The sequence below is a fragment of the Mesorhizobium sp. B4-1-4 genome (genome assembly GCF_006439395.2).
GTDB lineage: Bacteria > Pseudomonadota > Alphaproteobacteria > Rhizobiales > Rhizobiaceae > Mesorhizobium.
In genome coordinates this window covers 5,843,071-5,856,431 of record NZ_CP083950.1, presented here as the reverse complement: position 1 = coordinate 5,856,431, position 13,361 = coordinate 5,843,071, and the positions used below count along the sequence as shown (strand labels likewise).

General features: G+C 62.2%; 12 protein-coding genes. 2 read left to right on the top strand and 10 right to left on the bottom strand.

What is annotated here, in order from left to right:
- Positions 1-211: 211 nt before the first annotated feature.
- The 3 genes from FJW03_RS28090 to FJW03_RS28080 form a co-directional block, all read right to left on the bottom strand.
- Positions 212-1,072, bottom strand: a complete 861-nt coding sequence (locus FJW03_RS28090; protein ID WP_140765503.1) for an NlpC/P60 family protein — start codon at positions 1,070-1,072, stop codon at positions 212-214.
- A gap of 31 nt (positions 1,073-1,103) precedes the next feature.
- Positions 1,104-1,454, bottom strand: coding sequence for a MarR family winged helix-turn-helix transcriptional regulator (locus FJW03_RS28085; RefSeq protein ID WP_140607698.1), 351 nt, complete (start codon positions 1,452-1,454; stop codon positions 1,104-1,106).
- 77 nt (positions 1,455-1,531) lie between these two features.
- A complete protein-coding gene (locus FJW03_RS28080; RefSeq protein WP_140765505.1) occupies positions 1,532-2,896 on the bottom strand; it encodes a leucyl aminopeptidase family protein in 1,365 nt (454 codons plus the stop codon).
- A 134-nt stretch (positions 2,897-3,030) separates the two neighbouring features.
- Between FJW03_RS28080 and FJW03_RS28075 the strand changes: the two genes are divergently transcribed.
- Both FJW03_RS28075 and FJW03_RS28070 read left to right on the top strand, forming a co-directional pair.
- Positions 3,031-3,852 (top strand): tetratricopeptide repeat protein, encoded by an 822-nt coding sequence (locus tag FJW03_RS28075; protein ID WP_140765521.1) that lies wholly within the window; start codon positions 3,031-3,033, stop codon positions 3,850-3,852.
- 64 nt (positions 3,853-3,916) lie between these two features.
- On the top strand, positions 3,917-5,014 hold the full coding sequence (locus FJW03_RS28070; RefSeq protein WP_140767530.1) for an IS630 family transposase: 1,098 nt from the start codon (positions 3,917-3,919) through the stop codon (positions 5,012-5,014).
- Positions 5,015-5,204: 190 nt separating this feature from the next.
- On the opposite strand, the gene FJW03_RS28065 is transcribed toward FJW03_RS28070, so the two are convergent.
- Genes FJW03_RS28065 through cpaB form a run of 7 tightly spaced genes read right to left on the bottom strand, consistent with a single transcriptional unit; the run spans position 5,205 to position 13,219 of the window.
- Positions 5,205-6,221, bottom strand: coding sequence for a type II secretion system F family protein (locus FJW03_RS28065; RefSeq protein ID WP_140607700.1), 1,017 nt, complete (start codon positions 6,219-6,221; stop codon positions 5,205-5,207).
- Positions 6,222-6,230: 9 nt separating this feature from the next.
- On the bottom strand, positions 6,231-7,244 hold the full coding sequence (locus FJW03_RS28060) for a type II secretion system F family protein (protein WP_140764985.1): 1,014 nt from the start codon (positions 7,242-7,244) through the stop codon (positions 6,231-6,233).
- 29 nt (positions 7,245-7,273) lie between these two features.
- A complete protein-coding gene (locus FJW03_RS28055; RefSeq protein ID WP_140607702.1) occupies positions 7,274-8,782 on the bottom strand; it encodes a CpaF family protein in 1,509 nt (502 codons plus the stop codon).
- Between the two features lie 24 nt (positions 8,783-8,806).
- Positions 8,807-10,096: an AAA family ATPase gene (locus FJW03_RS28050; protein WP_140764988.1), complete on the bottom strand. Its 1,290-nt coding sequence runs from the start codon at positions 10,094-10,096 to the stop codon at positions 8,807-8,809.
- Between the two features lie 50 nt (positions 10,097-10,146).
- Positions 10,147-10,875: a CpaD family pilus assembly protein gene (locus FJW03_RS28045; RefSeq protein ID WP_140764991.1), complete on the bottom strand. Its 729-nt coding sequence runs from the start codon at positions 10,873-10,875 to the stop codon at positions 10,147-10,149.
- 14 nt (positions 10,876-10,889) lie between these two features.
- Complete coding sequence (locus FJW03_RS28040; RefSeq protein ID WP_140764994.1) at positions 10,890-12,407, bottom strand: type II and III secretion system protein family protein; 1,518 nt, start codon at positions 12,405-12,407, stop codon at positions 10,890-10,892.
- Positions 12,404-13,219, bottom strand: a complete 816-nt coding sequence (gene cpaB, locus FJW03_RS28035) for a Flp pilus assembly protein CpaB (RefSeq protein ID WP_140764997.1) — start codon at positions 13,217-13,219, stop codon at positions 12,404-12,406. The genes FJW03_RS28040 and cpaB overlap by 4 nt, the downstream gene beginning before the upstream one ends.
- Positions 13,220-13,361: the final 142 nt, after the last annotated feature.

The following is a 13,361-nucleotide window of genomic DNA, read 5'->3' as shown; positions in this document are numbered from 1 at the left end:
TCGCCAAGCAGAATCGGAACAAAAGGGGATCGCGCTATCTACTTCGCCATAAGAGATTGGCGAAATGTTCGGGGAAAGCGCCCTCGCCCCGTTTATGGGAGAGAATGCCGGCAGGCAGGTGAGGGCAGCGCCAACGGGTCCGAGGTTCGCGCCGCCCCTCATCCGCCCTTCGGGCACCTTCTCCCCGTGAAACGGGGAGATGGAAGGAAACCTATGGCCGTCTAAACCCCGTCGGACCGCCGTAGAGATAGCCGATGCGGGCGACGGCGTCCTTCAACCCTTCGCGCGAGACCAGCATGGTGTGGCCATTGGCGTGGATCATGGTCTCGGCATCGGTCATGATGGCGACATGGCCTTTCCAGAAGACGAGGTCGCCCCGGCGCAGTCCGGCATCGTCCGGACCCGGATCGAGCGGCTCGCCGATGCTTGCGGCCTGCATGTCTGAATCACGCAGCACATTGCTGCCGGTCATGCGCATCGACAGTTGCACCAGGCCCGAACAGTCGATGCCGAAGCCGGAAACACCACCCCAGAGATAAGGGGTGCCGATAAACGTCTCGGCAACCGCGACATAGTCGGGGGCGACTTCGGTGATCGGCCGCAGGTGTCCCGCGATGATCGTCTCGCCGGAGGGCAGGACGGCATAGTGCGTGCCGCGCGTCTCGGCGGCACCGGTCACCGTCACCGTCGATCCCATCGACAATTGGCCCGCGACCGGAAAGCGCAGGTCCGGGCCGGGATAGAGGAAAGTGCGCGGGACCGAGACGATATGGGTGGGTACATGGTCTCGTCCGCCCAGCATGGTTTGGGCGACATAGCCGACATAGCCGTCGCGTTCGGCCTGAATCCAGGCCCAGCCTTCGGCATCCTCAAAAACCAGCACATCGTCGCCAAAAAGGGCTTGCGTGTTGACGCCAGCATCCTGACGCGGCGCCTTGCGGATATCGGCCACAGGAACCGAAATCCGCGCCGGCCGGCCGGCCACGAAGCGGTCGGCAACGACCTCTCCTTTCAGCCTCGCATCGGCGAGATCGGAACGGAAGGCATGAAGGCGTGCATCGTGAGCGGTCAAAATCGGCAACCCTGTTGTACGGGCAATACGGTCAGATCGGCAGTTCCTGAGCCCTGGCGATGATACCATCGCCGAAGCGCTCGACAAAGAGCGCGCCCTCGACCGTGCGCTTGATCAGCACATTGCGCTTGTCGAGTTCGTCGCGATGGCGCGACACCAGCTTCAGCGCCCCCATCGTGTCGAGCGCGCGCGTGATGACCGGCTTGGTGACGTTGAGGCGCGCGGCGAGCCCGCGCACCGTATGCGGCGGCGGATCGAGATAGATGGTGAACAGGATCGCCGTCTGGCGCATGGTCAGGTCGGGCGCGTCTTCGCGCACCTGCGACAGCATCACCTGCTGCCACAGTCGCAAGGCCTGGCTGGGGCGCATCGCAATCGACATCCGCCCAGCATGACGGCAAATTGTTTCGGTTCCGTTTCAGTTTCAGCAATTTGCCGGCTCTGCCCGCAGCCGCCGAATCAGCCAAATCGTGCCGAGATGACCCGCTCGAGGGCGCGGATGCCTTGCGCCTCGCCCCCGGCGGGACCGTATGCACGATCGGCTGGGTTCCAGGCGAAGATGTCGAAATGCACCCAGTTCGCCGTCTTCTCGACAAAGCGCTTGAGGAACAACGCCGCCGTGATCGAACCGGCGAAACCGTCGGTGGTGACATTGTTGATGTCGGCGACCTTCGACGACAGTTTCGCATCGTAAGGTCGCCACAGCGGCATGCGCCACAATGGATCCTCGACGGCCAGCGATGCCGCCGCGAGCTCCGAGGCCAGCGCCTCGTCACCTGTGTAGAAGGGCGGCAGGTCGGGGCCGAGCGCGACACGGGCGGCTCCGGTCAGCGTCGCCATGTCGACCAGGAGCTGCGGCTCTTCGTCGTCGGCCAGCGCCAGCGCGTCCCCCAGCACGAGCCTCCCTTCCGCGTCGGTGTTGCCGATCTCGACCGTGATGCCCTTGCGGCTCGCCAGCACGTCGCCCGGCCTGAAGGCATTGCCGGCGATCGAATTCTCGACCGCGGGGATCAGGACCCGAAGCCGCACGTTCAGCCCGGCAGCCATGATCATCGAGGCCAGCCCAAGGACATTAGCCGCACCGCCCATGTCCTTCTTCATCAGCAGCATGCCGGAGGACGGCTTGATATCGAGGCCGCCGGTGTCAAAACAGACGCCTTTACCAACCAGCGTCACCTTCGGCGCACCCAGTTGCCCCCATGTCATGTCGATCAGACGCGGCGCGCCGGTCGAGGCACGGCCGACGGCATGGATCATCGGGAAATTCCGCGCGAGCAGGTCGTCGCCCTTGATGACCGAGACTTCGGCCTTGTGGGTCCCGGCCAGGGTCCGCACCGCCTTCTCCAAGTCGTCCGGTCCCATGTCGCTGGTCGGCGTGTTGACCAGGTCGCGCGTCAGGAAGACGCCGTCGGCGGTGCGGCGCACGCGAGCCGCGTCGACACCGGCCGGCACGTCAAAGCGCAGCGCCTTGCCCGGTTTCTTGCCGTAGCGGGCAAAAACATAACCGCCGAGCGCCAACGCGATTGCCGCGAGTTCCGGCTCGGCGGGCGCCGAGGCGAAATGCCAGTCCCCCTCCGGCAGGGTCTTCGACAGCGCGCCGAGAGCGAGCGCGCCCTCTCCATCGCCAACACCGAACAAGGCGCCGGCAAGTGCGCCGTTTTCGCCGGGCACGGCCAGCGTCCTGCCTGCTTCACCCGAAAATCCATTAGCCCTGGCCCAGGCAATCGCGGATGGCGCAAGGCCCGCGGCTTCCAGGCCATCACGAGCGACCAGATGCACCGGCAACGCGCCATCCAGTTTCTTCTCGACGAGTTCAACAGGCATTCGATCTTCTCCCATGCCGAGCTCAGGCCCCGAGTCGGCGGTTTTTAACTCTCCGTTAGGGTTAACAGAATATTTCTGCGGGAGGGAAGATGGCCACGCGATGGCTACGCGTATGAATGGAGGCTTAGGTGCCGATGCCGACCAACCGCACAGTGAATGCAAGGGCAAAACGGCTTGTCACCACCGCCCTCATGCTGGCGCTCGCGGCGGGCGTCGCCGGTTGCGGAACCAGCAAGCTCACGACTGGCTCGATCAGCCGCACCAGTGGCAAGCCGCTGGAGTCCATGTCGGCTGGAGAATTGCATAATGCCACCGCCGCACTTGGCCAGTCCTACGCCAGAAACCCCAACGACAAGCGTATAGCGACCAACTTCGCGGCCGCGCTGCAGATGGACGGCGATGCCGACCAGTCGCTTGCCGTGATGCGCAAGCTGGCGATCGCCTACCCCAAGGACCGCGACGTGCTCGCCGCCTATGGCAAGGCGCTCGCCGCCAATGGTCAGTTCGAGGCGGCGCTCGACGCCGTGCGTCGCGCACAGACGCCCGAGTATCCCGACTGGAAGCTGGTGTCGGCGGAGGCGGCCATCCTCGATCAGATCGGCCAGAAGGACGAGGCGCGCCAGCTTTACCGCAAGGCCCTCGAACTCAAGCCGAACGAACCCTCGGTTCTCTCCAATCTCGGCATGTCCTACGTGCTGGAAGGGGATCTGCGCACCGCCGAGACCTATATGCGTTCGGCCGCCCAGCAGCCTAATGCCGACAGCCGTGTGCGCCAGAACCTGGCGTTGGTCGTGGGCCTGCAAGGCCGTTTCGACGAAGCCGAGAAGATCGCCTCGCAGGAACTCTCGCCCGAACAGGCGCAGGCCAATGTCGCCTATCTCAGGCAGATGCTGGCCCAGCAGAATGCCTGGAGCCAGCTCAAGGATCAGGACAAGGCGAAAGCCGCGACCAACTAGTCCCCTGGAACAAAAGTAAGCTTCATTTTGTTTGGCTTCTGTCACAAGAGCAGGAGTTTGATTCATGGCTGGCAGGCAGGCGGACCTTGTCGTTCTAAGCGACGCGGATAGAGGTTTCCTCGAATCTCAGGTGCGCCGGCATAAGGCGCCGCGCTCCTTGTCGGATCGATGCCGGATGGTCTTGCTGTGCGCGCAGGGTTTGCAAAGCAAAGACGTTGCCGAACGCCTGGGTGTTCACGAGCACACGGTTGGCAAGTGGCGCCGTCGGTTCGTACAGGATGGTATTGAAGGGCTGACAGATGAATATCGTACCGGTCGACCGCGAACTGTCTCCGATGCCCAGGTTGCTCAGGTCGTCGAGCGTACGTTGAACACCACTCCCAAGGATGCCACGCACTGGTCCATCCGTTCGATGGCAGCCGACCGCGGCCTTTCTCATACCACCATCCGTCGGATCTGGACCGCGTTTGGCCTGCAGCCGCATCGTACCGAGACATTCAAGCTTTCCTCCGATCCGCTCTTCGTTGATAAGGTGCAGGACATCGTCGGCCTCTATATGTCACCACCGGACCGGGCGATCGTGCTATGCGTGGATGAGAAATCGCAAATCCAGGCATTGGATCGCGAGCAGCCGGTTCTGCCTATGGCACCGGGCGTCGCCGAACGGCGTACTCATACTTATGTTCGCAACGGCACGACTTCTCTGTTCGCCGCGCTCGATGTTGCCACTGGGGCGGTGATAGGTCATTGCTACAAGCGTCACCGGGCCACCGAATTCCTCGACTTCCTGAAGCGGATCGACACCGAAATGCCCAATGGCCCGGACGTGCATCTGGTGATGGACAACTATGCGACCCACAAGACGCCGAGGATCAAGGCTTGGCTCGCGCGCCGTCCACACTGGCATGTTCACTTCACGCCAACGTCGGCATCCTGGATCAATCAGGTCGAGCGGTGGTTCGCAGAGCTGACGCGAAAGCAGTTGCAGCGCGGCGTACACCGTTCCACCGCAGAACTGGAAGCTGATATCGACGCCTTCATCGAAACCCACAACGAGAACCCGACCCCATACAAATGGGTCAAATCCGCCGACCAAATCCTCGCGTCGGTCAAGCGCTTCTGCCAGAAGACAATGAACCGAACTTCAGATTCAGGTGACTAGATCTAGAATTGCTCAACGGTTCATCGTTTTCACGGAAACGCCGAGCCGCCTCATCTCTTTGCTTTGCGCAAGTCCCATGACGACAAGGGCGGCGCTGCAAGTACGCGGCGGCCAATCACCGAACCATGCTGGACAGGAAGATCGCCGCGCTGCACGCCGCGCGGCCATCTTCCTTGTCCAAGCGGATACGTCACTGGCTACTGGACTTGTGCTGATCCCCGAAGATGCCGCGCTGGCTGACCTGGATGCCGGCAGGGCCCAGGATGATGGCGAAAAGCACCGGCAGGAAGAACAGGATCATCGGCACGGTGAGCTTGGGCGGCAAGGCCGCGGCCTTCTTCTCGGCGGCATTCATGCGCATGTCGCGGCTTTCAGCAGCAAGCACGCGCAGCGCGTGCGCCACCGGCGTGCCGTAGCGCTCGGCCTGGACGAGCGCCTGCGACACAGACTTGACCGATTCCAGGCCGGTCCGGCTTGCGAGATTCTCGTAGGCCTGCTTGCGTTCCTGCAGGTAGGAAAGCTCGGCGTTGGTCAGGATGAACTCTTCCGCCAGCGGCACCGACTGCGCGCCGATCTCGTCGGCCACCTTGCGCAGCGCTGCTTCCACCGACATGCCTGATTCCACGCAGATCAGCATAAGGTCGAGCGCATCAGGCCATGCCAACTGGATCGACTGCTTGCGCTTGGTGGCGCGGTTGTTGACGTAGAGCACTGGTGTGTAGAAGCCGCCATAGGCAACGAGCACGCAGACGAACAGCCGGACGACCAATGGCTTGTCCGGCAATCCCCCGAGTATGAACATGTAGACCAGAGCCAGCGCGAAGCCGACGAAAGGGAGCACGAGACGGAAGAAAAGAAACCGCGTCAGCGGATTCTGCCCACGAAAGCCGGCGACCTTGAGCTTCTGCAAGGTGCTTTCGTCGGCCAAAGCGCGCCGCAGATCGAGCCGGTCGACAATGTTGCGCATGCCGATCGACTGTTGCTCGCGCAGGCCCTTGCGGCGGCGATCGGCCTCGCTCGCAAGCCGCGCGCGCTGCTTGGCGCGAAGCTCATCGCGCTCCAGCGCCACCGATTTCATGCGCGCCTTGAGCTGGTTTCCGCCCAAGGCCGGCAGCAGCGTAAACACGGTCGCGAACACGGCGATGCCGACCAGCAGCGCGATCAGAAGGCTGGGATCCGTCAGTGACTTGACGACTTGTTCGCTCATGCCGCGGCCCTAGACTTCAAAATTCATCATCTTGCGCATCACGAAGATGCCAATCGACATCCAGACGCCGGAAACGCCGAGGATCAGATTGCCAATGCTGGTGGTGAACAGCGGCATCAGGTAGTTGGGGCTGGAGAGATAGACGAGAAAGGAGACGATGAAAGGCAGTGCGCCGATGATCGCGGCGGAAGCCTTCGCCTCCATGGACAGCGCCTGGACCTTGGCCTTCATCTTCTTGCGATCGCGCAGCACGCGCGAAAGATTGCCCAGAGCTTCGGAGAGATTGCCGCCGGCCTGTGACTGTATCTGGATCACGATTCCGAAGAAACCCGCCTCGGTGCATGGCATGGTTTCGGGCATGCGCAAGGTCGCATCGGGGATCGACAGGCCCATCTGCTGTGAATCGACGATACGGCGAAACTCTGCCTTCACAGGCTCGGGGGATTCGTTGGCGATCAGGCGTATGGCATCGTTCAGCGGCAGGCCCGACTTGACCGCGCGCACGATGATGTCGAGCGCGTTCGGAAATTCGTTGAGGAATGCCTTGACCCGGCGCGCACGGCGAAACGAGACGAACCAACGCGGCAGGCCGAACGCACCAGCCATCAGCACACCGGGCAGGACCAGCAGCGGCGCTCCAAGCATGAAAGCGACAATGGTCAGCGCGAGGCCGCATATCACGGAATAGATATAGAAACGCTCGATCGTAACCTTCATGCCGGCCTGCCGAATCTGCACCTTGAGCGGCGGCTTCTTGACGGCGTTGTCCTTGAATTTTTGCTTCTCGTCGAGCTCCTTCAGCGAATCCTGCACGGATTTACGGCGCTTGGCCGCATCCGTCGCGCGGTCGCGTGTGGCCTTGACGATGGAGCGGTCGGTCTCGGCGGCCTTGATCGTTTCCAGCCGCTTGCCGGCCTGTTTCTCGTTGCTGATCCGTTTGAACAGGAATGCATAGGCGACCGCGCCGGCGCTGAAGCCGGCGAGCACGACAAACGCCAATACGGTGCCGTCAATTCCAAACATCGACCAGAACCTTCACGCCTGCGGATGCGTCAGTCAGCACGTTTCTCCATGGCCTCGAGCGCATTGGCGAGACGCTGCTCCTCGCCGTAGTATCGCGCCCGATCCCAGAAATGCGGGCGGCCGATGCCGGTCGAGACGTGCTCGCCCAGCAGCCTGCCGTTGGCGTCCTCGCCCTTGATGTTGTAGAGAACGATGTCCTGGGTGATGATGACGTCGCCTTCCATCCCGATCACTTCGGTGATGTGGGTGATGCGCCGCGACCCATCGCGCAGACGCGCCGCCTGGATGATCACGTCGATCGAGCCGACGACGATTTCGCGCACGGTTTTCTGCGGCAGCGAATAACCGCCCATGGCGATCATGGATTCGATACGGTTCAGGCATTCGCGCGGGCTGTTCGAGTGGATCGTTCCCATCGAGCCGTCATGACCGGTGTTCATGGCCTGCAGCAGGTCGAACACTTCGGGTCCGCGCACTTCGCCGACGATGATGCGCTCCGGCCGCATGCGCAGGCAGTTCTTGACCAGGTCGCGCATCGTCACCTCGCCCTCGCCTTCGAGATTGGGCGGACGGGTTTCCAGGCGCACGACATGCGGCTGCTGGAGTTGCAGTTCGGCCGAGTCCTCGCAGGTGATGACGCGCTCCTCGCGGTCGATGTAGTTGGTCAGGCAGTTGAGCAGTGTCGTCTTGCCGGAGCCGGTGCCGCCCGAAATGACGATGTTGCAGCGGACGCGGCCGATGATCTTGAGAACTTCGGCGCCTTGCGGCGAAATGGCACCGAACTTCACCAGCTGATCGAGCGTCAGCTTGTCTTTCTTGAATTTGCGGATTGTGAGCGCGGTGCCATCGATGGCAAGCGGCGGTGCGATGACATTCACGCGGGAGCCGTCGGGAAGACGGGCGTCGCAGATCGGGCTGGATTCATCGACACGGCGGCCGACCTGGCTGACGATGCGCTGGCAGATGTTGAGAAGCTGCTGGTTGTCGCGAAAGCGGATGCTGGTCTGTTCGACCTTGCCATTGACTTCTATGTAGACGTTCTTGGACCCGTTGACCATGATGTCGGCGATGTCGTCGCGGGCGAGCAGCGGCTCGAGCGGCCCATAGCCAAGCACGTCGTTGCAGATGTCCTCGAGCAGTTCCTCCTGCTCGGCGATCGACATCGCGAAATTCTTGATCGCGATGATGTCGTTGACGATGTCGCGGATTTCCTCGCGCGCGCTTTCGGGGTCAAGCTTGGCGAGCTGCGACAGGTCGATCGTGTCGATGAGGGCCGAGAAAACCTGGCTCTTGGTGTCGTAGTAGGTTTCGCTCTTTTCGCGCGGGCCTCGCTTCTGCTCTGGCGCGATGGGCGGCGCATCGACCGCGCGGCGGGCCGGCGGCGCGACAGGGGCGCTCGGCGGAGGCGCCGCCGCGGGCCGGGCAAGCACCGCCGTGTCCGCCGAACCCGCGGCCGCCGGCGTGACCGGCGCCGGTGCCGGCTGGCGGAATTCCGGCTTGAACCGGTTGCCGTCGTCGTTGCCTCTTTTACCAAACATGATCGACTACCGGTCCCAAAAGCGTCACTTCTTGTCGCGCGAGAGCTTGCCGAGGAGGCTACCGAGGCCAGCCTTCTTTTTCGTCCTGATTTCGCTGCGCCCCGTCAGCACATGGGCAATCTCGTTGATGGTGGCGACGATCTGGTTCTTGGCATCCATCTCGCCGAGCATACGCCCGTTATTGGCTGCATTGCCGAACAGCACCGGATCAAAGCCGATGACCGACATCGGCGTGAGGCCGAGCGGCTCGGCGAAATCGGACGGCGAAATCTCCGGACGCTTGGGAACACCGGCCTGATTGATGATCAGTTTCGGCGGAGGGTCGTTGGGGCGCAGCCGCTTGAGCATGTCGAGCAGGTTCTTGGTGTTGCGCAGATTGGCCAATTCCGGCGTCGCCGTGATGACGATCTCGTCGGCCTTGACCAGCGTGTTCTTGGCCCAGCCGGTCCAGACATGGGGAACGTCCAGCACCAGGAGCGGCACGCTGCGGAGCGCGGTATCGACAAGCTGAGCAAAGGCATCGGGGTCGAAGTCGTAGACGCGTTCCAGCGTCGAGGGCGCCGCGAGCAGCGACAGGTGTTCGGCGCACTGGGTCAGCAGCCTATCCAGATAGACCTCATCGATGCGTTCGGGCGAGAACACCGCTTCGGCGATGCCCTGTGCCGGATCCTGATCGAAATTGATGTTGGCCGTGCCGAAGGCGAGGTCGAGGTCGGCAACGACGACCTCGGATTTGAACAGCGAAGACATTGCCCAGGCCACGTTATGGGCGATCGTGGACGAGCCGACGCCACCCTTGGCGCCGACAAAGGCAATCGAGCGGCCGAGCGGCTCGGCCTCCGGATCGACGAAGATCGACGAGACGACACTGACGATATCGGCCATTGACACCGGCGCGATGACATATTCCGAGATGCCGGACCGGATGAGCTCACGATAGAGACCGACGTCGTTGTAATGACCGATCACCACCACTTTCGAGGTCGGGTCGCAGTATTCCGAAAGCTGGGCGAGCTGTTCCAGCAGTTGCTTGGGTTCGCTGCGCGACTCCAGCAGGATCAGGTTCGGCGTGGGCGCCGACTGATAGAATTCAATGGCGGTGGGAATGCCGCCCATATGGACCTTCAGATGTGCCTTGGCCATGCGGCGATCCTCGCCGGCACGCTCGACCGGATTGGCAACGCCCTCCGTCTCGCAGAATGCCTGAATCGAGATGCGCGGAACCGGCCGCAACGCCTGCATCGCGGCGATGTCCTGCGGCGAGATATCGCCGCCGTCCACGGTGGCGTCATAGGCAAGGTTGCTCATGGTCATGCTCTTTCCGTGGCCCGTTCTTTCGCTGGCTTCTTTTTCCCAAGGGCGGCTCAGTAGGTCACTTCCGAATTGCCGAGGAATTCACCCGAAATGCCCCTGTTGCGATAGACGTCGATCACCGCGCCACGATTTTCCGCGTCGATTGTGGTCTGCTTGCGCGGACCAATCAGGTCGGCCGGGTTGGCCATCTGAGCGGCGAGATTGTTCTGGTAGGAGCAACCGAAGTCGGCGTAGTGCTTGTTTTCCGACGTCTCGACCAGGTCATCGGGCCAGCGTCCGCATTTGTCGGTCTGGGCTTTTACCGAGATATAGGCGACGCGAACCGGAGCGGATATTTCGCTCGATCCGGCCTGGTAGGCGACCACGACGATCCGGTTGCGCTTGACGCCACTGGCGATCGCGAGCCTGGCGAAATCACGACCGGCCGCCGTCGCGGCAACCTCGTTGGCCGATCCGCGGGGAATCTGGATCGTCAGCGTCGGTGCGGCACTCTTGTCATAGCCGTCGAGGAAACCCAGAAGCGTATCGCGCTGCGAACCGGTCATGCCGCGGTCGCCAGCGCCGACGGCAAGGTCGATCTTTTGATTCTTCTCCGCGATGACGATCGGATGGTTGGTGCGATAGTCATCCGGAATGGCACCGACAGTGACGCTGTCGCGCTGGGCGCAACCGGCCAGCAAGGCCGTCGCCGCAACTGCCAGGAACGGGAGGACCCGCAGGCGCGAACGGCTGGTGCTCGTCGTCTTGGTGGTCGTTGTCTTCAACGCTGACTGAGACATGTCCGCTTCCTCATTCACTTGTAGATGAAGCCGACAACGCCGTGATAGCGGCCGTTGGGCCTGTCGGTCTGCATGGTGCCGTAGACGCGATTGACCTTGCCAAGGAACATAGCGGCACCATCGCTGGCCGCGTTGAAATTGTCGTCCGGCTTGGCGAGCTCGTTGCGTGCAACCGGCCGTGCCAGATAGGGCGTGATGATGATGACGAGCTCGGTCTCGTTGCGCACGAAGTCCCTGCTGCGGAAAAGCGCGCCGAGCACCGGGATCTTTGTCAGTCCAGGCAACCCAGTGACGGCTTGCCTGACGTCGTCGCGAACCAGGCCGGCGATCATCATGGAGCCGCCCGAGGGCAGTTCAACGGTCGTATCCGCAAGACGCTTGCGCAGTGACAAGGCATTCATGCCGATACTCCTATTGTCCGTGGATGACGATACGGACCCCTCGGTTGTCGGTTCGGAAACTGAGGTTCTGACTTTCAGGCTTATGCGACCGGGCGACAGAACCACCGGCTGGAACTCCAGGCCGATGCCATACTCGATCTTATCGACGGTATAGGTCTTCAGACCGGTCTGATTGTCGGTGGATACGTTGGCGCTGACCCCGCTCACCATGTTGTATTCGCCGCCGACCTTGAAGGTCGCCTTCTCCCCGGACACGGCGGTCAAGGTCGGCTCGGCCAGGGTCTTCATGACCCCGGACTGCTCCATCGCGTTGATATAGGCTTGCAGCCCCGACGTGCTGATATTGAAGCCCGCGTTCGATAGCGGCTTGCCGAGACCGGCGAAAGGATCACTGAGCGCGCCGTAGCTGATGCCGTTGCTGCCGCCGCTGCCGACCATATTGACGCCGAGCTGCTTCATCACGGACCGGCTCACTTCGGCGACCGTCACCTTCAGCGTGACCTGGTCGTCACCGATGATCTGCAAGAGATTGACGATCTTCGAGGTACGGCGCTCCTGGTCCGGGTTGTTGATGTCGACACCGCTCTGGGCCGAGCCGCCGGCCGCGGTCTGCGAATACTGTCCTGTCGTCGCTTCACCGCCCGAGACGAAGATCGTCGCCAGGTCGACCGCCCGTTTGGCGTCCAGCGGCGTGTCGACCGTCCCGGTCAAGATGACGTTGTCATTCAGCAATTCCACCTTGATGGCCGAAGTAGGAAGGAAGCGCTTGATGTAGTCCTCCAGCCCGGCGACGTCGCGTTCGACCGCCAGGTCCAGGCTGGCGATCTGTTCGCCATTCGGACCGAAGACGAAGATGTTGGTCTCGCCGACCGCCTTGCCGAACAGGTAGATCCGCCTCGCGGTCCGGGTTACGGCATCGGCAACTGTCGGGTTGGCGACAAGGATGTCATAGGCATCGCTCGGCAGGTCGATGACGACCGATTTGTTGAGGCCAAGCTTCACGCGCTGGGCGGCCGTCGTAGCCGATACCCGCGTACTCTTCGCCTCGACGACGCCCTGAACATTCGTTCCGACGAGCAGCAGGCCGAATGCCGCAGCTATGATTGCCGGCAGTTTACCGCTTAGCCTCATTTCCTTGCCCCTACTTCGGAAACTTCACCCGACTTGATCAGCCTCACCGTTCCTCTGCGGCCATTGCCAGAAACGAGATAGTCGGCCTCGCCCGGATTCTTCTCCTGGGTGTCCGTGATCGACCGCAGCGCCAGGGTCAGGCGATCGGCCATCTGCTGGGCAACGGTGATGATTTCCGCCTGCCGGGGGGTCAGCTCCAGCGTGGCGGTCTGGCCCACCCTGGTCTTCTTGCCTTCTTCGTCCTCCTGGATGGTCTGGTCGATTGCCAGGACGCGGATGTTCTTGAGGATGGTTTCGGTGTTGAACCCGGTGCTGCCGCTGCTGGCATCCGCTTTGCGGGTCATGATCACGTCGACGAAATCGTTTGGAAGGATGAAGCCGCCAGCCGAAGTGTCAGCCGATATGGTCGTGGCGACCGCCCGCATCCCGGAAGGCAGGATCGACGACATGAAGCTCTGCCCCTCGCCGATCAGCTTGGAACGCCGCACGGGCTCGCCCGCGTACATCGTCACGCGGGCTATCGACCCTTTCAGTTTCTCGAGGGCGTCGGGGGCGGTGGCCTTGGTGATGAAATTGGCGTTGATGCCGTCAGCCGGCCAGGATTGCCAGGTGATATTGTTCCCGAGCGCGCTGCCCATCGCGACATCGCCCGACAGCACAAGCACATCCTGCAGAGATACGGCAGGGGCCTTGGGACCGGATTCGACGATGATCTGGGGCGGCGGCGCAGCGACCATGTTTTTCGCGACATAACCAGCGCCACCCGCCGCGGCCACCGCCACGCTTAGAATAATCAGTCGGGATGCTGGCATTTTGTCCGAACCTCGCCTTGGCAAACCTAGCCAAGCCGGACTTTGCAGCGGCAATCGTCAAAACAAGGTTAATGTAATGCTTACGATCGTGATTAATTTAAGGTTTACATAAATTAGACGGATTGCGTCGCCATGCGTGCAA